The sequence below is a fragment of the Acinetobacter tianfuensis genome (genome assembly GCF_003611465.1).
Lineage (GTDB): Bacteria > Pseudomonadota > Gammaproteobacteria > Pseudomonadales > Moraxellaceae > Acinetobacter > Acinetobacter tianfuensis.
This window is the reverse complement of sequence record NZ_RAXV01000005.1, coordinates 81750-100068: the sequence shown is the minus strand read 5'-3', so window position 1 is coordinate 100068 and position 18319 is coordinate 81750. Positions and strand designations below refer to the sequence as shown.

Annotated in this window: 20 protein-coding genes and 1 pseudogene; 7 read left to right on the top strand and 14 right to left on the bottom strand. The window is 43.0% G+C overall.

The annotated features are described in order from the left end of the window. Nucleotides 1-83 precede the first annotated feature (83 nt). The 5 genes from D7V32_RS04005 to ppx are packed head-to-tail and all read right to left on the bottom strand — an operon-like array spanning nucleotide 84 to nucleotide 5210. A complete protein-coding gene (locus tag D7V32_RS04005) occupies nucleotides 84-653 on the bottom strand; it encodes a YggT family protein (RefSeq protein ID WP_120401627.1) in 570 nt (189 codons plus the stop codon). A gap of 22 nt (nucleotides 654-675) precedes the next feature. After that, nucleotides 676-1506 carry a pyrroline-5-carboxylate reductase gene (proC, locus tag D7V32_RS04000; RefSeq protein ID WP_120401626.1) on the bottom strand — a complete coding sequence of 277 codons (831 nt, stop codon included), beginning with the start codon at nucleotides 1504-1506 and terminating at the stop codon, nucleotides 676-678. After that, nucleotides 1503-2894 carry a tRNA lysidine(34) synthetase TilS gene (gene tilS / locus D7V32_RS03995; RefSeq protein WP_120401625.1) on the bottom strand — a complete coding sequence of 464 codons (1392 nt, stop codon included), beginning with the start codon at nucleotides 2892-2894 and terminating at the stop codon, nucleotides 1503-1505. The genes proC and tilS overlap by 4 nt, the downstream gene beginning before the upstream one ends. Then, complete coding sequence (locus D7V32_RS03990) at nucleotides 2831-3655, bottom strand: acetyl-CoA carboxylase carboxyltransferase subunit alpha (RefSeq protein WP_120401624.1); 825 nt, start codon at nucleotides 3653-3655, stop codon at nucleotides 2831-2833. The genes tilS and D7V32_RS03990 overlap by 64 nt, the downstream gene beginning before the upstream one ends. Before the next feature lie 34 nt (nucleotides 3656-3689). After that, nucleotides 3690-5210 carry an exopolyphosphatase gene (gene ppx / locus D7V32_RS03985; protein WP_120401623.1) on the bottom strand — a complete coding sequence of 507 codons (1521 nt, stop codon included), beginning with the start codon at nucleotides 5208-5210 and terminating at the stop codon, nucleotides 3690-3692. A 267-nt stretch (nucleotides 5211-5477) separates the two neighbouring features. Between ppx and trxA the strand changes: the two genes are divergently transcribed. From trxA to D7V32_RS03970, 3 genes are all read left to right on the top strand, one after another. Further along, nucleotides 5478-5804 (top strand): thioredoxin, encoded by a 327-nt coding sequence (trxA, locus tag D7V32_RS03980; RefSeq protein ID WP_120401622.1) that lies wholly within the window; start codon nucleotides 5478-5480, stop codon nucleotides 5802-5804. A gap of 332 nt (nucleotides 5805-6136) precedes the next feature. Further along, nucleotides 6137-7405, top strand: a complete 1269-nt coding sequence (rho, locus tag D7V32_RS03975) for a transcription termination factor Rho (RefSeq protein ID WP_116761404.1) — start codon at nucleotides 6137-6139, stop codon at nucleotides 7403-7405. Between the two features lie 411 nt (nucleotides 7406-7816). After that, nucleotides 7817-8065: a hypothetical protein gene (locus D7V32_RS03970; RefSeq protein ID WP_120401621.1), complete on the top strand. Its 249-nt coding sequence runs from the start codon at nucleotides 7817-7819 to the stop codon at nucleotides 8063-8065. Between the two features lie 201 nt (nucleotides 8066-8266). On the opposite strand, the gene D7V32_RS03965 is transcribed toward D7V32_RS03970, so the two are convergent. The 3 genes from D7V32_RS03965 to pheS form a co-directional block, all read right to left on the bottom strand. Beyond that, nucleotides 8267-8566, bottom strand: a complete 300-nt coding sequence (locus D7V32_RS03965; protein ID WP_120401620.1) for an integration host factor subunit alpha — start codon at nucleotides 8564-8566, stop codon at nucleotides 8267-8269. Then, nucleotides 8563-10944 (bottom strand): phenylalanine--tRNA ligase subunit beta, encoded by a 2382-nt coding sequence (gene pheT / locus D7V32_RS03960; protein WP_120401619.1) that lies wholly within the window; start codon nucleotides 10942-10944, stop codon nucleotides 8563-8565. The genes D7V32_RS03965 and pheT overlap by 4 nt, the downstream gene beginning before the upstream one ends. A gap of 143 nt (nucleotides 10945-11087) precedes the next feature. After that, complete coding sequence (pheS, locus tag D7V32_RS03955; RefSeq protein WP_120401618.1) at nucleotides 11088-12068, bottom strand: phenylalanine--tRNA ligase subunit alpha; 981 nt, start codon at nucleotides 12066-12068, stop codon at nucleotides 11088-11090. Between the two features lie 156 nt (nucleotides 12069-12224). Between pheS and D7V32_RS03950 the strand changes: the two genes are divergently transcribed. After that, entirely contained in the window at nucleotides 12225-13241 is a 1017-nt protein-coding gene (locus D7V32_RS03950; RefSeq protein ID WP_120401617.1) for a hypothetical protein, read from the top strand. A 53-nt stretch (nucleotides 13242-13294) separates the two neighbouring features. Here the strand turns inward: D7V32_RS03950 and D7V32_RS03945 are convergent, their stop codons facing one another. The 3 genes from D7V32_RS03945 to D7V32_RS03935 all read right to left on the bottom strand — a co-directional run bounded on the left by D7V32_RS03945 (nucleotide 13295) and on the right by D7V32_RS03935 (nucleotide 14525). Continuing rightward, entirely contained in the window at nucleotides 13295-13507 is a 213-nt protein-coding gene (locus tag D7V32_RS03945) for a hypothetical protein (RefSeq protein ID WP_120401616.1), read from the bottom strand. Between the two features lie 117 nt (nucleotides 13508-13624). Next, on the bottom strand, nucleotides 13625-14155 hold the full coding sequence (locus tag D7V32_RS03940) for a P-loop NTPase family protein (RefSeq protein WP_120401635.1): 531 nt from the start codon (nucleotides 14153-14155) through the stop codon (nucleotides 13625-13627). Then, a complete protein-coding gene (locus D7V32_RS03935; RefSeq protein ID WP_120401615.1) occupies nucleotides 14148-14525 on the bottom strand; it encodes a hypothetical protein in 378 nt (125 codons plus the stop codon). The genes D7V32_RS03940 and D7V32_RS03935 overlap by 8 nt, the downstream gene beginning before the upstream one ends. A 65-nt stretch (nucleotides 14526-14590) precedes the next feature. Between D7V32_RS03935 and D7V32_RS03930 the strand changes: the two genes are divergently transcribed. Continuing rightward, nucleotides 14591-15718 carry a hypothetical protein gene (locus D7V32_RS03930; protein ID WP_120401614.1) on the top strand — a complete coding sequence of 376 codons (1128 nt, stop codon included), beginning with the start codon at nucleotides 14591-14593 and terminating at the stop codon, nucleotides 15716-15718. Nucleotides 15719-15787: 69 nt separating this feature from the next. Here the strand turns inward: D7V32_RS03930 and rplT are convergent, their stop codons facing one another. Next, nucleotides 15788-16147 (bottom strand): 50S ribosomal protein L20, encoded by a 360-nt coding sequence (gene rplT, locus D7V32_RS03925; RefSeq protein WP_120401613.1) that lies wholly within the window; start codon nucleotides 16145-16147, stop codon nucleotides 15788-15790. 11 nt (nucleotides 16148-16158) lie between these two features. Continuing rightward, the gene (rpmI, locus tag D7V32_RS03920) at nucleotides 16159-16353 is read right to left on the bottom strand and encodes a 50S ribosomal protein L35 (RefSeq protein ID WP_004975152.1); all 195 of its coding nucleotides are present in this window, start codon (nucleotides 16351-16353) and stop codon (nucleotides 16159-16161) included. A gap of 233 nt (nucleotides 16354-16586) precedes the next feature. Here rpmI and D7V32_RS03915 point away from each other — a divergent pair. Both D7V32_RS03915 and D7V32_RS03910 read left to right on the top strand, forming a co-directional pair. Next, nucleotides 16587-16931: pseudogene (locus D7V32_RS03915) on the top strand (MFS transporter); the annotation flags it as partial. A 155-nt stretch (nucleotides 16932-17086) separates the two neighbouring features. Beyond that, nucleotides 17087-17827, top strand: a complete 741-nt coding sequence (locus D7V32_RS03910) for an energy transducer TonB (protein ID WP_120401612.1) — start codon at nucleotides 17087-17089, stop codon at nucleotides 17825-17827. 52 nt (nucleotides 17828-17879) lie between these two features. On the opposite strand, the gene D7V32_RS03905 is transcribed toward D7V32_RS03910, so the two are convergent. After that, nucleotides 17880-18305 (bottom strand): YqaA family protein, encoded by a 426-nt coding sequence (locus tag D7V32_RS03905; RefSeq protein ID WP_120401634.1) that lies wholly within the window; start codon nucleotides 18303-18305, stop codon nucleotides 17880-17882. Nucleotides 18306-18319: the final 14 nt, after the last annotated feature.

The window sequence follows — 18319 nt, the reverse complement described above, 5'->3', positions numbered from 1 at the left end:
AAAATAAACACACACTGTGACAAATATTCAGCCATAAAAAAGGACTCAATCGAGTCCTTTTTATGGCTTTGAGCGTACTGAACTTATAAGCCAGTCAACAGCACAATCGCCACTTCTTTCATAATCATTTCGACAATAATTAACGCCAAAATAGCCATAATTGGAGAAAGATCAATCATGCCCATATTCGGCATAATACGGCGGAACGGCGCAAGCAAAGGCTCTGCCAGCTCTTGAACCACTTCGATATAAGGCGAACGTGACTGCGTAAACATCACTACCCAGCTCAAAATAATGGTCGCAAAAATTAAATAGCGGCAGAAACGGATCAAGTCCTGAATCATCGTCACAAACGTGATAATCAGCAGGTGTACTGGACTGCTGAGCGATGCGCCAGACAAATGCATTAAACCGAACATTTTTAAAATGTAGAGAATAATCAGCAGCACCAATGCAGCCGTATTTACTCTGCCCTTTCCAACTGTGGGAAAAATACGGCTGAACATATCAACAATTTTAGTGGCTTTTGCAGTCGACAATACAACTGGGTTGTATGGACTAACCGCTGCCAGCTGCATTAAAAATCTGAAAAATACGAGCAAAATTGCGACGTTAATGATAATGCCAAAAATTAGCGCAGAATTTGCACCCATACTTGAACGTTCCTAAATTAAATTACTTAATACTGTCACTGAGTTCTTGCGCTAACTGCTGGCTGCGTTTTTGCGCAGCAGCCAAAGCCGCTTGAATGTTTTGTGAAATATGCGCGTGATCAAAAACTTCAATCGCAGCCTGTGTCGTGCCATTTGGCGAAGTGACATTTTTACGCAGCTCACTTGGGCTATAAGGGCTGGTAATCGCCATTTGCGCAGCGCCAAGCGCCGTCTGCAAAGTTAAATCCATCGCCACTTTTTCATCTAAGCCCAGATTTTTACCCGCACGGATCATGCTTTCCATCATATAGAAGAAGTAAGCAGGGCCAGAACCGGATACAGCGGTCACAGCATCAATTTGCGACTCAGTGTTTACCCAAATCGTTAAGCCCGTAGAACCTAAAACTTGGCTTGCAAGCTCACGGTCTGCCGCCGCTACATCCGCATTTGCATACAAGCCATGCGCGCCGGTCTGCACCAATGCAGGTGTATTCGGCATCACGCGGACAATGCGGTTTGTCCCTAACAAGCCTGCAATGGTTTGAATTTCTGCGCCAGCCACAATTGAAATCACCAGTTTGTCATCCAGCAAACCTTTCAGCGGTTTTAATACTTGAGCCAAAACCTGCGGTTTTACAGCAAATAGAACGATGTCTGCATCACGGATCGCGGCCGCGTTATCATCCGTCACATTCACTTCTTTTTCGGCTAAAAGCTCACGGACTTTTTCCACAGGATCTGCAACAGTTACCCGTGTAGGCGGCAAGCCGCGAGTCACTAACCCGCCAATCAAAGCTTGCGCCATGTTGCCGCCGCCAATAAAAGTAATATTGCTGTTCAATACTGCGCTCATGATTCCAATCCGCTTGTGCTGTTTTTCACTGAAAAATTTAATGCTGGCTGCCAGCCTTGCGCCACACAATAGGGTGACTCAGCAAGCCAAAAGCCTTTAGGCGTAAAAACACCTAGCATAACATTATCTATGCTTAATATTTGAATTGTATGACGCTGCCAAGGAAAAATTTGTGCCTGCTGTATTGCTTTTTTTAGAGGCCAAGTTCCTACACGCCCATGCAAGTGAATTTTTTCACCGCCTCGCCGTGTACTTAACTTCAACTCTTTCTCCAGCAGCGTATAAGACAGTCCCATGCTGTCAGCCATTTGCTGAATAACAAAATCACCCGCTAAAAGATGCAATGTCTGATGCGACGCCAAATTCCGCAGCTGTATTTGATTTGCCTGTACAGTCTGCTGCGCCTGCAAATACTCCGCTTTTGGCAAACGGTGAAGCTGCTCAGCAAACCGTACATAATAGTTTCCATTCCAATGCAAGGCAGCCTGCGCATCTGCTTTGGCCTCTATGACTTCATGAACGATACGCTGCACCATGTCAAATGAAGGACGGTACTGACTCTGCCCTTTCATCCAGTGCGATAACAGCTGACGGCGTCTAGGCTGCGACAATTTAGCCAATTCATGCAGCTGAATACATTCAAATGTTCCACATGAAACCATGTCCTGCGCCAGCACATCAGATAAAATATCTTCAGCATCCTGCATGAGATAACTGGTGCGGCTGATTGCCTGCTGCATTTTAGGATAGCGCGACTGCAGTACTGGCCACAGCGTTTCTCTGCACCACGCCCGGTCATATTGGGTATCTTGATTGGTGGGATCTTCGATATTCTGGATATGCAAATCTGCCGCCCATTGGCAAATTTGTTCACGGCTGATATCTAACAGCGGACGCCAAATTGTGACATGCTCACGCTGATCGACCGCCTGCATGGCCGCTAAACCATGAATGCCAGCACCAGATAAAAGGCGCAATATGAGGGTTTCTGCCTGATCCTGCTGATGATGGGCCAATACAAGAACTTCATTGCCTGCTAAATGCTGCTGATAAGCCTGATACCGCGCATTGCGCGCCTGATCTTCTAAATTGCCTGCTGCAACATGGACTGGCTGAATAATGCATGGAATATTGCGCAGCTGGCACTGCTCTGAAACAAATGCCCCCCAAGCCGCGCTGCCCGCCTGAAGCTGATGATCAATATAAATTGCACGGATTTTTTCAGGACACAGCACAGACATTAAATGCAGCAGAAGCATGGAATCCATGCCGCCGCTGCATCCAATTAAAAATTGAGTCTGTGCTGAGAAAGACTGGAGCTGACTTAAGAAGCCAGTCCTAAATTGCTGCTGCCAAACTTCATTAAACGTTGATAACGCGCTTCGCATCGTTCATTTGCATCCAGTGAATGCAGTTCTTCCAGCGCTTCTTTCAGAACCGCTTTCAGATTTTGCATAACCTGCTCAGGCTGCAAGTGTGCGCCTTCGCCTTCATCTACCACATATTCCACAATACCAATTTGCTTCAGTTTTTCTGCAGTTAAAGCCAATGCCTCACTTGCCTGCTCCGCCTTTTCTGCTGTTTTCCATAAAATAGATGCACAGCCTTCTGGCGAAATCACTGAATAAATACTGTGAGACAGCATTGCTACACGGTCTGCCACACCAATGCCTAAAGCGCCGCCTGAACCGCCTTCACCCAATACCGTTGCAATAACAGGCACTTTTAGACTCGACATTTGCGCAAGGCTGGTCGCAATGGCTTCAGCTTGGCCGCGTTCTTCTGCGCCCACACCCGGGTATGCGCCCATAGTATCAATAAAAGTAAATACCGGCAGGCCAAAACGCTCAGCCATTGACATTAAACGCTGCGCTTTACGGTAGCCTTCCGGGTTACTCATACCGAAATTGTGTTGCAATTTCTCACGTGTACTGCGTCCGCGGTGCTGACCAATCACCATCACTGGCTGACCATCTAAACGCGCTAATCCGCCAAGCATTGCTCCATCATCACCAAATAAACGGTCACCGTGCAGTGCGTCAAATTCAGTAAAAATTTCACTTACATAATCCAAAAATTGCGGACGCTCAGGATGACGTGCAATTTGAACTGTTTTCCAAGCTTTTGATTGAGCTGCTTTATTTTTCATAGGTCGACCATTATCCCTAAATTAACCAGATCTGTTAATCGATAAATTGTTCCGACTGAATATTCAATTCAATATCCCAATGCTTAAACTGCGCCTGCTCATCATGCAGGTCAGCAACAAGCAATGGCCATTGTTTGGCATCACCAGAAACGCTTAGCTGCCATTGTTGCGCATTGAGTGCGGTCAATTCAATGGCAGGAAGCATCTCATCACTGCGGCTGTGATTCAGTAAAACGGCTAAACGCAGCAGCAGGCATAAATGCGCCAATTTACTGCCGCCGACCTTTGAAACATCTACACGGGTGTCACTGCGCAGCTTTCTGCGGTGATGGGCCACAAGATGCGATAAGTAGTTTTGATCAATTTGAGAAAAGCCCGGTATATCTGAATGCTGCAGCAAATAAGCGCCATGACGGTGATAGCCGCTATGGCTGATCGCTAAGCCGATTTCATGCAAATAAGCTGCGCGGCGCAGTAAATCACTGTCATCCATGCTTAAATCCAGCTTTTCAGCAACACCGTCAAACAGCTGCTGCGCTGTCGCAACAACACGTTCTGCCTGTTTTGCATCGGCATTATAACGGCCCATCAAGGCATGCACAGAACGGTCACGGATGTCTTCATGCTGGAAACGGCCCAGCAAATCGTACATCACGCCCTCTCGTAAAGCGCCATCCGAATATACTAACTTTTCCAGTTTCAGCACTTCAAAAACTGCAAATAAAATCGCAATACCAGCTGGCAAAACTGCTCGGCGGTCTTCTTTTAGACCATCAAATTCCATTTCAGAAACATGCTTATGCTTCAGCAATTTATCTTTGAGCTTTTCTAAGCCTTCACGGGTCAATTCTTCTTTGTCATTGCTCCAGCCCATATTCACTGTAATCTGGCGGCAAGCCTTAATCGTGCCGCTTGAGCCCACTACAGTATCCCAGCCTGCTTCTCTATAAGTATTCGCAATACCCGAAATTTCTTTACGGGCGGCATTCACCGCTTTATCAAAGCTTTTAAGATTAATTTCACCGTCTTGGAAATACGCCTTAGTAAAAGCAACACAGCCCATTTGTACAGATTCAGTATGGATGGGCTCAAAAGCTTCACCAATAATCAGTTCTGTTGAACCGCCGCCAATATCAATTACTAAGCGGCGTCCGCTGTTTTCCATGGTGTGTGACACACCTAAGTAGATCAGACGGGCTTCTTCACGGCCTGCAATAATCTCTATCGGCTTCGGTAAAATTTCTGCAGCTTTTTGTATAAATTCATGTCCATTTTTCGCTTGGCGCAAAGCATTGGTCGCTACAATACGTAAACGCTTCGGCTGTACAGAACCCAAACGTCCGACAAACCGCGCTAAACATGCCAAACCGCGCTGCTGCGCGGCTTCTGTCAAGTTTCGGTTTTCATCTAAACCTGCCGCCAGCTGTACTTTTTCTGACATTGAAGCAACTTTTTTAACTTCGCCATGATCCACACGCGCAATCGCCAAATGGAAGCTGTTTGAGCCCATATCAATAGCAGCAAGCAATTCTTCATCAATCAAAAAATCAGACATGATTTCAAATAAACCTATACAGAATTGTGCCTAGAGTAATTCACAACCATGCAATTTAAAAGCCATTTATATACATACGGCAAAAGTCATTTATTTTTCCGCCAAATGTGACAATTGCATGACACGATTAGCCCCATCGTGAGCGCCAATTGGACAAAAACGCAATATTCACCGAAAATTTGCCAAACCCTCTACATTGTTAAAGTTGGCTATGTAATACTAATAATTATAGAGTCACCTTTAAAAAATTATTCTGGAGCAAAATCCATGTCAGGCAATATCGTAAACACAACTGATGAAAACTTCGAAGCAGACGTACTGAACTCTGACGTACCTGTGCTTGTAGACTTTTGGGCTGGCTGGTGCGCACCATGTAAAGCAATTGCTCCTGTACTTGAAGTACTTTCAGCTGAATACGAAGGCAAAGTAAAAATCGTTAAAGTTGATGTCACTGCTTGTGAAGCGACTGCTGTGAACTACAACATCCGCAACATTCCTGCACTGTTAATGTTCAAAAATGGCGAAGTTGTAGGCACTCAAGTCGGCGCAGCGCCAAAATCTAAATTGGCTGCATTCATTGAAGAAAATATCTAAACTTTAAACGCAGCAGCGAAATTTAAAAAATACGCTATTTTGAATAGCGTATTTTTTTTGCTGATAAATTGACAAAAATCTGATTCTCTCTTATATTGCTTTCTCAAGAAATAAAAGGATTGAAATCCTCTCCGTTTCTTACAAGACACAACACATAAGATGCCGCTCGGCAACAGAAATTGTTTTTCACATTTCTCTTCTAACAATGAAATCAGACCACTGAATTGTGATTGTGCAAGTTCAATTGCTTTCGTTTTTATTGTATCCCTGCGGCCAAATGTTGCTCCCCTTCTAACCTGTACCTCAGAATTATAGATTCTATCTGACCACCTATGAATTTAACCGAACTCAAGAAAAAACCGATTGGCGAACTCATCAAGATTGCCGAGTTTATGGGCCTCGAAGGTATGGCCCGTAACCGTAAGCAAGACATTATTTTTGCCATCTTAAAGCGCCATGCAATGAACGGCGAAGAGATCTTTGGTGATGGCGTTTTGGAAATTTTGTCAGATGGCTTCGGTTTCTTACGCTCTGCAGCCGGCTCATATTTAGCAGGCCCTGACGACATCTATGTCAGCCCTTCTCAAATCCGCCGCTTCAACTTGCGTACAGGTGACACCATTACTGGCACAATCCGTCCGCCAAAAGAAGGTGAACGTTATTTTGCGCTATTAAAAGTCAATCAAATCAATTACGACACGCCTGAAAACTCACGCAATAAAATCTTGTTCGAAAACTTAACACCTCTATTCCCAACTGAACAGCTGGTGATGGAGTTAGGCAACGGCACAACTGAAGATTTAACTGCGCGTGTTGTAGACTTGGTTGCGCCAATTGGTAAAGGCCAGCGTTCAATTATCGTTGCGCCGCCAAAAGCAGGTAAAACCATGCTTTTGCAAAATATTGCGCAATCCATTGTCCGCAATAACCCAGAATGCTTCCTCATCGTGCTTCTTATTGACGAACGTCCTGAAGAGGTAACTGAGATGGAACGTACAGTACGCGGTGAAGTGATTGCGTCTACATTCGATGAATCGCCAGCCCGTCACGTCCAAGTTGCTGAAATGGTAATTGAAAAAGCAAAACGTTTGGTTGAACATAAAAAAGACGTGGTAATTCTGCTTGACTCGATTACACGTTTAGCCCGCGCTTACAATACCGTTGTGCCTTCTTCAGGCAAAGTGCTTACAGGCGGTGTCGATGCTCATGCGCTTGAACGTCCAAAACGCTTCTTCGGCGCTGCGCGTAACATTGAAGAAGGCGGCTCTTTGACCATTATTTCGACTGCCCTAATTGAAACAGGCAGCAAAATGGATGAAGTGATTTACGAAGAATTCAAAGGCACAGGCAACCAAGAAATCACGCTTGACCGCCGTATTGCTGAAAAACGCGTCTTCCCTGCAATGAACATTAAGAAATCTGGCACCCGCCGTGAAGAGCGCTTAATGTCTGAAGACAATTTGCGTAAAGTATGGATTCTGCGCAAACTGCTGCACACTCAAGATGAGCTTGCAGCAATGGAATTCTTGCTTGACCGCATGAAAGAAACCAAAACCAATGATGATTTCTTTGATCAAATGAAGCGTAAAGCGACCAACTGATTTTAAAGCAATAACAAAAAGGCCATCTATAACGATGGCCTTTTTGTTTTGGTTGACTTTGTTTACACAAATAAACATTTAGCCAAGCATTTTGTAAACTTATTTTCAAGTAAATGATTATAAATATTTTTTTACTAAAAACCCTATTGTTTTTAGGAGGTTATTAAGTATTTCTCCAATATATTTCTTTCTTATGATTGTTATTTTCTGTTAAAAAAAGCCATTTTTTAACCAATTATTCGTGTTTTTTCAGCATTAGACAGTAGCATTTCAAAATACTCAGTGATAGCATATTCGCATACCAGTTACACTGCTCTGCGTTGTTCATACCTAACAAAAATTAGGCGTAATAAAAGCAAATAACAGTGCTAACTAAGGTTTTTTTTAATCTCATATTTAGAGAGTGATGCCATGTTATTCAAAAAAATCGCTATTGCTGCTGCAGTTGCTACTACTCTAGCTTTCGTTGGCTGTGCTAAAAAAACTGAAGAAGCTCCTGCTGCTGCTGCTTCTGAAGCTGTAGCTGCTGCTTCTGAAGCTTCTGCTGCTGCTGACGCTGCTGCTGTTGAAGCTTCTGCTGCTGCTTCTGAAGCTGCTGTTGCTGCTTCTGAAGCTGCTGCTACTTCTGAAGCTGCTGCTTCTGAAGCTGCTGCTCAATAATCTAACCGATTATTTAGTACAGTACAAAAAGAGAGCCTTTGGCTCTCTTTTTTTATTGCCTAAAATTTAAGACCACCCTGCCGCACACAATTAACAATAACAATCTGACAGCCTTTACAGCCAAGTCCCACGATTCTATAGACAATAAAAAACCCACCTGCAGCAACACTGCAAATGGGCTTCCGTATTTAAATCAGCAGATTAGTCTTCAATCTGCTCATTACCCACACGCTGACGGAATTTTTGTCCTGCGCGGAAAGTAACAACACGGCGGGCAGAAATCGGAATCTCTTCACCCGTTTTAGGGTTACGGCCTGGACGCTGGCGTTTATCACGCAGCTCAAAGTTGCCGAAACCCGATAACTTAACCTGTTCCCCAGAGATCAGCGCTTGGCTAATCTCATCGAAGAATAATTCGACCATTTGTTTTGCTTCACGACGGTTTAAACTCGTGAGCTCACTTAAATGATCAGCCATTTCTGCTTTTGTTAATGCTGTCATGAAGCCCTCAATGTCGCCTGATAAGTGTTTTCCAACACTTGGAGAATGTTATCCATACCGGATTTGATTTCAGCATCTTCCAAGGTGCGCGCTGGATGCTGCCAAAGCAGTGCAAATGCCAATGAGCGTTTGCCTTCTTCTACACCTTGACCAGTGTACACATCAAACAACCAAGTTGAGTCTAGAAGCTCTCCACCCGTTTTTTCGATAAGCTGCTGAATTTCGCTAACATTAATCTTATCACTAATTAAAAGCGCAATATCACGTCTAACCGATGGAAAACGTGATAATTCTGTAAAATTAGATACATAAGTTTGCAAAACAGCCGATTGATCAAGCTCAGCGACCCAAGTCGTGCTCAAGTCAAGCTCATCTTCTAAAGATGGATGCAAACGGCCCATATAACCAATAGACTGGCCATTCAGTAAAATTTCAGCAGACTGGCCAGGGTGCAGCCAAACACGTTCAGAACGCACAAATTCAACGTTTAAACGCGCAGCAGCTAAAACTTGTTCTACATCGCCCTTGAAGTCAAAGAAATCAACTGGCGCAGCTTTGCCATGCCATGATTCAGCAGAGCGTGAACCTGTCGCAATCATGGCAAACGTAGGAATTTGTTTCAGATCATGAATAGAGGCAGCGTCTTGATAATCAAAACGTAAGCCTAATTCATAAAAACGTACACGGCTTTGCTGGCGGTTCACATTATATTGCACGCAAGGAATCAAGCTTGAAAGCAGTGTCGAACGCATGACTGCCAAATCACTAGAAATTGGATTCGCCAATGCAAGCGGGTTTACCGCTGGATTCAATTGTTTTTCAAGTTTCAAATCTGCAAAGCTGAAGCTGATGGCTTCTTGATAGCCTAGCGCAACAACTGTTTGACGCAATTGTGCAATTTCAAATTGATCTTGATATTTCGCAAGCTTAGCTTCAATTTTCGGCAAGCTGATTTGAATATTGTCGTAGCCGTGAATACGCGCTACTTCTTCAATCAAGTCTTGGTAAATTGCCATATCATAGCGGTGAGATGGCGGAACCACTGACCATTGACCTTCCGCTTTAACCGTTACATCACAGCCTAAACGTGTTAATGCATCTGCAATGAATGCACCGTCAACGCGATAGCCCAACAATTGATCAACTTGCGCTTGTTCCAGCTCAATTACTTCACGTGTCGGCAGCAAATCTGCCTGTTCAGCTACGGTAATCGGACCAAACTCACCGCCTGCAAGCTCAGCAATCAACTGAGAAGCACGGTGCATTGCAACCATTGGCAATTCAAAGTCGACACCGCGTTCATAACGCTGAGATGCATCCGTGTGCAAACCGAAACTGCGTGCACGGCCAGCAATTGCAAGCGGTGCAAAGAATGCTGATTCTAAGAAAATTTCTTTGGTTTCATCAGTAACAGATGAAGACAAGCCGCCCATGATGCCTGCAATTGCCAATGCTTTTTCATCATCAGCAATCACCATCACTTTTTCATTCAGTTCTATTTCTTGCTCATTCAGCAATACTAATTTTTCATTCGCAGCAGCCTGACGCACATGTACTGCACCTTGAACCTTTCCGCCATCAAAAGCATGCAAAGGCTGACCCAATTCCATCAATACATAGTTCGTGATGTCAACCAAGATACTGTGCTGACGAATGCCTGAACGAGCAAGTGCGCGCTCCATCCACTCAGGTGTAGGCGCTTTGGTATTGACATTCTTAATCACACGGCCTAGATAGCGCGGGCAGCCTTCGGTTGAAATAACAACTTTTTTCTCATCAGAAATTGTTGCTGCAACTTCCTTAACTTCTGGTGCAACCGCTGTCATTTGGTTGATTACAGCAACTTCACGCGCAATACCGCGGATACTGAAACAGTCACCGCGGTTTGGCGTGATGCTGATATCAAGCACGTTGTCATCAAGTTCTAGATATTCACGAATATCTACACCGACAGGAGCATCAGCAGGAAGCTCTAAAAGACCATCAATTTTGTCTTCTAAATCAATCTCTGAAGCACCGCAAAGCATACCTTGTGATTCAATACCGCGCAGCTTGCCTTTCTTAATTTTGAAATCACCCGGCAATACTGCACCGATGGTTGCAACAGGCGCTTTCATGCCTGCACGCACGTTTGGCGCACCGCATACGATTTGCAATGGCTCGCCTGAACCAATGTTTACCGTCGTAACACGTAAACGGTCTGCATCTGGATGCTGCTCTACAGTCAGAACTTCACCAACAACCACGCCAGTAAATGCTTTTGCCGCAGGAGACAAATCATCAATTTCTAAACCCAGCATGGTCAGCTGGTCAGATAAAGTATTGCTATCAATGGCCGGGTTAACCCATGTACGCAGCCAATTTTCGCTAATTTTCATACATTCAATTCCTTAATCTCCCCTAACCCCTCTTTAAAAAGAGGGGAAACACATCCACCTTAGATTTAGGCGGGAAAGCCCCCCTTTTACAAAGGGGGATTTAGGGGGATTTCAATAATATTCAAATAACTGTTTAAATTCGTTTAAGCAAATTGGCGTAAGAAACGCACATCATTTTGATAGAACATACGCAAGTCATTAATGCCATAACGCAGCATTGCAAAACGCTCTACACCTAAACCAAATGCAAAGCCTTTGTATTTGTCTGGATCAATACCCGCAGAACGAAGTACGTTTGGATGCACCATACCGCAGCCCAAAACTTCTAACCATTTGCCGCGCTCATCCATAATATCCACTTCAGCGCTTGGCTCTGTGAATGGGAAATAAGATGGGCGGAAACGCACTTTTAAATCTTTCTCAAAGAATTCATTTAAAAGATTGACAAGCAAGCCTTTTAACTCAGCAAAGCTTGTATTTTCAGCAACGTATAAACCTTCAATTTGGTGGAACATTGGTGAATGCGTTTGGTCTGAGTCACAGCGGTAAACTCGGCCAGGACAGACAATGCGGATTGGCGGCTGCTGTGTTTCCATAGTACGGATCTGCACACCCGAAGTGTGCGTACGAAGCAAATGATTCACATCAAAATAGAATGTGTCATGCATTGCACGTGCTGGGTGGTGACCCGGAATATTCAGCGCTTCAAAGTTGTGATAGTCATCTTCAACTTCTGGACCAGTTGCCACAGAGAAACCAGCTTTGGTAAAGAACTGGCAAATACGCTCTTGAACCTGAGTTACAGGGTGGATACTGCCCACTGCCTGACCGCGGCCCGGCAAAGTAATATCAATCGTTTCGCTAGCCAGTTTTTGTTCTAATGCAGCTTTGTGCAGTTCTGCCTGACGCTCAGTCAAAGCGCCTGTGATTGCTTCACGCACAGCATGAATTTGGGCGCCAAAAACTTTACGTTCTTCTGGGTCCATTTTACCCAGCGACTTCGATTGTTCCGCGAGCTGGCTTTTTTTACCCGTAAATTGCACTCGAACTTGATCAAGTGCAGCTAGGTCTTGAGCTGCTGCAATGGCAGCGAGCGCTTCAGTGGTCAGGGCTTCCAGTGACATAGTAACTCTCAAAGCAACAATTTAAAAATTTATAAAACCCCGTATTCTACCAGTTTTTAAGCAAAAGGATGAAGCGCATTCACTGCTAAAATTGCAATAGCATCCAGAATTAAAAAAAGTATAAGATAAGCGCATTATCAAAGAGATCACACAACAATGGCACTCGATCAAATTTGGAAACAGCAGCTGACTTTAGTCACTTATGGCAATGAATTTCTTGCACAGGATTTAAGCTTTCAGCGCTGGGTAAAACACGCCATTTTTGACCAGCATGCCTTTGCATTCCGTGATCTGCTCAGCCAGCATTTGCTTGCACAGCATTTTCAAATCTGGCTGGAAGGTTTAAAAAGACAAGGCGTGCAACGTATCAGCCTGCACAATTCCAGCATTTTAAATGAAGAACAAAACCCAAACAGCAATGTCGAATTGCTGCCTTATGCGCACTTTATTGTCAGCCATGAAGCCAACAAAAAACAGGCTTGGATTTTTGGCAAAGAATTGGCTGAGTGGTATAAGGCCGATAATGACTATGAAGCGCCAGCTGGCCAGCAGCTGAATTTGCGCCTTGAAACCTTATGGCGCTTTGAATTAAATTCAAAGCTAAGCAAACGCATTGAAGCTGATTTGCAGCAGCCGAATTGGGATGACATTCAGATTTATACAGACAACGAGCTCTTTGACAGCAAATTCGCTGCAGGTTTTGAAGAACCAGAAGATATCGGCATGCCTTATTATGGAAAAGCGCCTGATGCCAGCAGTTTAGATCTGCCTCAGCAGTCACTGCTTCCAACAGATTATGCTGCAGACTATGCGCATAAAACCTTCTATCGCCTAGATGCATTAAGCAGTTTTATTCAAGCCAAAATTCAGCACCCTTATAATGCTGAAGGTGAAGTGCTCAGCCCAGAAGAGCAGCTGAATATCCGCCATTTTTCGCAGAAAATTGATGAGCTGAGCGCCAAATTTATTGTCAAAGCAGCCAACCATTACAAAACAGCACGCCTAAGCGCAGCAATCGCGCCTTCACCTTTGGATAATGATGCACCTGCACAACAGGCAGCGAACAAAGCATATTCAAAACCGTCAGCAGACAGCAACAGTAAAACCGGCGTATTTGCGCTGATTATGGTGACCATTGTGATCTGTATTTGCGCTTATTATTTTGGCTTATAAATACTGCATTTTGTTATAAAAAAAGCATCCATAGGATGCTTTTTTTAGTTTTATTATGCGGTAATTAAATAATTAAAAGGCCGTATTTTCAGCTGTACTTTGTGTTCATTTGCATGCTGATTGATATAGTGATTCACCGAAACTACTTCTCCTTCCAGCTGAGCATCTGCACCGTACATAATTTTCACAGACTCGCCTTTACGCGGAATCATCTGCAGTTCAATTGTAATGCTGCCTTGCCCCATACCTGTAATTTCTGCCAACATATTTTTATCCTGATGTCTTGATTTTCTTATTATTAAGCAGGCAGATGAGCATAGATTAAAGCAGTTTTATGTAACTCTGGTTTTTCAGATAGTCTGGCGCATCGCTGCCGATACACATCAAATTTGCTCTAAAAATTGATTCACTTGCTTTTGACTGGTTAAACGAATCCATTTTAAATGCTGATACTCAGGCGCTGTCATCATCTCAAAATATTTTTGACGGTTTTTAGCATGTGTTTTCACCATCCACCAAATAATCGAATCTTGACCAAACATCTGTTTCAAACTTTCCTGATTATTTGAGCTTGGCCACAAATTCTGTTTGTGCCATGCCCGATGAAAAGCGCGCTTCACAGAACGGTAAAAATTGACCGGGAACGGTAAATCCAGCCAAATCACTGTATCAATTTCGGCCCACTTCACAGGAATACTCCGTGTGTAGTTGCCGTCAATAACATAACCATGTTGAGCTTGAGCAATTTCGGCTTCAATTTTGGCGAAAAAAATCTCATCAGGACATTCCTGCCAGTCATCCAGCCAAAATAAATTATCCAGCTCGATATAATGCAGCTCCAGCCTCTTTGCCAATGCTCTGGAAAAAGTGGATTTCCCAGTAGCGGAAGTGCCAACAACATTAATCTTATTCATCATAATCCAAATCCTCTTCATCTACATTGATAAAGTCAGGCAATGGCGTCACCTTAAATTGAACCGCTTGAATTTTTTTATGGCCCTGCAACTTCGCTTTTGCTATTCGATGCATACCATCCATGACACGCCCTTTCGCACATAAAATAACAGGATAACTTAAATCAGCGGCCTCTATCAGCTGAATATGTTCAATGATTTGCTGTGTTGTCGGGGATGAATCTGGAAACCAATAAGCTTCTTCCAGCTCTTGAATCTGATTTAACTCAAGCTCTTGAACGGGAAAATTTTGACTGAGCTGAACAAGATGATGTACATCCCAAATGTACGTGCCTTTTGCCGCCTGCCGAAAATGGTATTGTTTGCGCATAGCACTTTACCCAGAATTTGAGAACACGTTATCATAGACCTATAATTCTAAAAGTATTAAAAACAATGAAAGATAATTATTTTAATTTTATTATTGGGTTACAGCATAGTGCGCAACACTATTTCGATGAGAATAGCTTTTATTTCCATAACATCAGCCATGACTGGTGTAAGGTTGCTAATAATATTTTTATGGTTCGGGACTTTGAAACCAATGAATTAATTTACGATTCACCTGAGCATTTAATCACTGATTTATTGAGCCAAGGGATTCGAACGAGCCAACTCATCCCCTTTAGACAAATATTTTCTCATCTTTCGGCAGATTTTAAACAATATCATTTCGCGACTGATGATTATCCGCTCGCAGTTTTCTTAGGGCAAAATCATAGCTTTGCATTACTCAAAATAAATCACGAAAAAGTCAAGCCACTTTCTATCTCTTATGATCCACGCGATTTTAGTGGATTTCCATCAAGCCAAAACTATGATAAATACCTGCTTTTTACTTTGATTAAACTCGATCAGAAACAATTACAAACAATCACTCAATTTAATTTACCTTTAAATTGGCAAACTTATTATGAACAACTCTCATCAGAAGTCTTAAATCCCCCTTTCAACTTCAAAAAGGATTTAAGTCTTACACTGGTCAATAACCTATCACTGCACCATGATTCTTATGATTACGACTTTCTAAAACATCCCTCTACAGAGCTTAATCTGGCTTTTGCGCTCATCAATAAAATTGAAAGCACACAAGATGAAATCGACACTGAAATATCAAGATATCTACAAGACCGTTCATCCAATTCAAGTTATATCAACGAACATTATTCACAAATCAATGATTACCAAGATCTATTAAATGAAGCATTAGTAAAACTCATTTCTCACACTGCAAATGATTATGAAAATGCCTATATCGATGAGCAATTTAAACCCATTTCAAAATTAACGATTCAAAGTAAAGTGACTCAAGAAAATCTAAATAATGAAACCGAAAATCTAAATGATCGTAAAGAACAGACAATGTCGCCACTCCCATCATTTTTATACTTAATCGTTTTTTTAGCGATCACTATAGGCTTGCTTTATGGCGTATTTTGGCTGGTTTCACATTATGAATTCGCTAAATTTACAGTGATGGCAATTTTAATTTTATTTTTCCTTGCACTCTTTGCACGAAAATGAATTTCAAATAAAAAACTGACAATAAAAAAGACCGCTAAAAGCGGTCTTTTTTAAATCATCCAGAGATGATTAAGCAGCTAATGCGCCTTTAGCTTTTTCAGCTAAAGCAGCAAATGCAACTGCGTCATGCATAGCGATGTCAGCAAGTACGCGACGGTCGATGATCACTTGAGCTTTTTTCAAGCCAGAAATCATACGGCTGTAAGACAAACCGTTTTGACGAGCACCAGCGTTGATACGCGCAATCCATAGAGCACGGAATTGACGTTTCTTTTGACGACGGTCACGGTAAGCGTATTGACCTGCTTTGATTACCGCTTGGAACGCTACGCGATATACGCGTGAACGAGCGCCGTAGTAACCTTTAGCACGAGCAAGAATTTTTTTATGACGGCGATGAGCCTGTACACCACGTTTTACACGAGCCATTTATAATCTCCTTAGATGTATGGGCACATAGCACGAACAGCTGCAACGTCACTCACGTGAACCATTACACAGCCGCGCAATTGACGGATACGTTTAGCAGATTTTTTGGTCAAAATGTGGCGTTTGAACGCTTGTTTACGCTTGAAACCGTTTGCAGTCGCTTTGAAACGTTTAGCTGCACCACGGCGAGTTTTTAACTTAGCCATAACAACCTCTTTAAGCACCTGTTCGGCACGCTCGCACCATTGCGACAACGACCTGCAGGTAAGGGAGCGAATATTCTAAAGCATCTTTGATCAAAACAAAAGCGCCATTGGTAATTAAAATACGCTGCCAAAAGCTTTAGCCTTATTATCTATAAGGTTTGCAAGATGAAATGAATAAGCTGCCGCGCATAGCACCTCTATACTTTGAGCACTTTTGCACTCAGATTAGACCCATGACTCCCGCTATAGAGGCATTTACAGCCTTGCGCTACCGCGACTTCTCCATTGTTACGCTGAACCAGTTCTGCTTAACCTAGGCAATTTTAATTCAAGAAATTATCGTGGCTTATTCACTGTCTCAAATTACCAAAGATCCGCTGACACTCGGCTTAACCAGCCTTGCTGAAGCAATTCCATTTATTTGCCTATCGCTTTGGGGCGGCTATTTTGCAGACCGCTTTAATAAGCAAACCATTATGAAAATATGCTTATTTTTTGCGGTGCCTATGCCGCTGATTTTATGCTGGCTTTTTCACACTTACGGTCAGGCAAAAATTGATGTCAGCATACTCAGCTGGGTCAAAACCAAAGACTTATTTACGGTAGATATCAATAAAGGCGGAGAAAAATAAGCGCTATTTTAAATTTAGACTTGCCAGTATTTCCAATTCAGGAAATACTGCGCTTCAATATTGACCGATACTGCTCTTCGAGCACATACAGCCCTTAACTTATGAAAAAAATACTGTGCTTATCTGTTTTGATGAGCTTGCCGCTAAGCGCCGCTTACAGCGCTCCATCTAAAAAAGTTCATCAGCTGCCTGCGCAAACCATTGATGTTGTTCCTGCACATTTGACTACGCGCTTGCAATGGTCTGAATTTCCGCAGCCGAATTATTCAAAAGACGACTTAAAAGGCAAAAACCGCGCAGCAATTATCCGCGTATTTGCAGATGCAGAGGGTGAGGTTCAGGAAGCAACTGTAGAAGAAAGTACAGGTTTAAAAAACTTAGATCAGATCTTACTGCGCGCAGTAGAAAAAGCTGAGGTGAAACCGCATCTGCAAGACGGCAAAGCAGTCGCGCAAATTGGCTATCAGGCTTTTAATCTCAAACTCAGCAATGCAGAAAAAGCATGTGAATACAGCTTTGACTCAAAAATCTGGCAAGCGCAGCAGCAAGCTAAAAAAACGGCATTTAAGTATCAATCGCAGCCAGCCTTGGATTTAAACTCAGAACAGTTAAACGGTCATAACCGCCAAGTAAAATTCAGCTTTAAAGCGGATAAAAAAGGCAACGTTAAAAAAGTCAAAATTAAGCAAGGTTCAGGCATTTATGCACTGGATCAACATATCGTACAAAGCGTTATGGACAGTAAAATTTCGGTAAAACGCACAGCCAGCACCTTATGGATGTATAAAAAATCCAGCTTTAAAGATGAAATTCAATTTAAGTTAAATGCTTGCCAAAAGTAAGCGAAATAAAAAAGGCGAGCCATCATGGTTCGCCTTTTTATTGCCTGCTGTATCAAAAAATATGGATAAAAATTAGATATACACAGAGGTAGCGGCCAATTTTAGCCACAGAGACCAGCAGCAAAAAACGCCAAAATCTTTCTTTCAGCAGGCCAGCAATGAGCGTAATAGGATCGCCGATGATTGGTATCCAGCTCAGCAATAAAGACCAATAACCGTACTTTTGGTAAAACCCTTGCGCCTGCAGCATTTTAGCTTCTGAGACAGGAAACCATTTTTTGTTCTTATAATGTTCTATTTTCAGGCCCAGCCACCAGTTCACACATGAACCTAAAACATTTCCAATACTGGCCGCAGCAATCAGCGCCAATATGCTATAGCTGCTTTGCGAAAGCAGCCCCAGCAGCACCGCTTCCGACTGAAGCGGCAGCAGTGTAGCCGCGCCAAATGCAGATAAAAACAGTAAAAATAATGCCATGCCCATGATGCCTG

What these genes read in the sequence shown, in the direction of transcription:
- D7V32_RS04005 (WP_120401627.1), bottom strand. Translation starts at nt 653, where the DNA reads ATGGGTGCAAATTCTGCGCTAATTTTTGGCATTATCATTAACGTCGCA.
- proC (WP_120401626.1), bottom strand. Translation starts at nt 1,506, where the DNA reads ATGAGCGCAGTATTGAACAGCAATATTACTTTTATTGGCGGCGGCAAC.
- tilS (WP_120401625.1), bottom strand. Translation starts at nt 2,894, where the DNA reads ATGCGAAGCGCGTTATCAACGTTTAATGAAGTTTGGCAGCAGCAATTT.
- D7V32_RS03990 (WP_120401624.1), bottom strand. Translation starts at nt 3,655, where the DNA reads ATGAAAAATAAAGCAGCTCAATCAAAAGCTTGGAAAACAGTTCAAATT.
- ppx (WP_120401623.1), bottom strand. Translation starts at nt 5,210, where the DNA reads ATGTCTGATTTTTTGATTGATGAAGAATTGCTTGCTGCTATTGATATG.
- trxA (WP_120401622.1), top strand. Translation starts at nt 5,478, where the DNA reads ATGTCAGGCAATATCGTAAACACAACTGATGAAAACTTCGAAGCAGAC.
- rho (WP_116761404.1), top strand. Translation starts at nt 6,137, where the DNA reads ATGAATTTAACCGAACTCAAGAAAAAACCGATTGGCGAACTCATCAAG.
- D7V32_RS03970 (WP_120401621.1), top strand. Translation starts at nt 7,817, where the DNA reads ATGTTATTCAAAAAAATCGCTATTGCTGCTGCAGTTGCTACTACTCTA.
- D7V32_RS03965 (WP_120401620.1), bottom strand. Translation starts at nt 8,566, where the DNA reads ATGACAGCATTAACAAAAGCAGAAATGGCTGATCATTTAAGTGAGCTC.
- pheT (WP_120401619.1), bottom strand. Translation starts at nt 10,944, where the DNA reads ATGAAAATTAGCGAAAATTGGCTGCGTACATGGGTTAACCCGGCCATT.
- pheS (WP_120401618.1), bottom strand. Translation starts at nt 12,068, where the DNA reads ATGTCACTGGAAGCCCTGACCACTGAAGCGCTCGCTGCCATTGCAGCA.
- D7V32_RS03950 (WP_120401617.1), top strand. Translation starts at nt 12,225, where the DNA reads ATGGCACTCGATCAAATTTGGAAACAGCAGCTGACTTTAGTCACTTAT.
- D7V32_RS03945 (WP_120401616.1), bottom strand. Translation starts at nt 13,507, where the DNA reads ATGTTGGCAGAAATTACAGGTATGGGGCAAGGCAGCATTACAATTGAA.
- D7V32_RS03940 (WP_120401635.1), bottom strand. Translation starts at nt 14,155, where the DNA reads ATGAATAAGATTAATGTTGTTGGCACTTCCGCTACTGGGAAATCCACT.
- D7V32_RS03935 (WP_120401615.1), bottom strand. Translation starts at nt 14,525, where the DNA reads ATGCGCAAACAATACCATTTTCGGCAGGCGGCAAAAGGCACGTACATT.
- D7V32_RS03930 (WP_120401614.1), top strand. Translation starts at nt 14,591, where the DNA reads ATGAAAGATAATTATTTTAATTTTATTATTGGGTTACAGCATAGTGCG.
- rplT (WP_120401613.1), bottom strand. Translation starts at nt 16,147, where the DNA reads ATGGCTCGTGTAAAACGTGGTGTACAGGCTCATCGCCGTCATAAAAAA.
- rpmI (WP_004975152.1), bottom strand. Translation starts at nt 16,353, where the DNA reads ATGGCTAAGTTAAAAACTCGCCGTGGTGCAGCTAAACGTTTCAAAGCG.
- D7V32_RS03910 (WP_120401612.1), top strand. Translation starts at nt 17,087, where the DNA reads ATGAAAAAAATACTGTGCTTATCTGTTTTGATGAGCTTGCCGCTAAGC.
- D7V32_RS03905 (WP_120401634.1), bottom strand. Translation starts at nt 18,305, where the DNA reads ATGGCATTATTTTTACTGTTTTTATCTGCATTTGGCGCGGCTACACTG.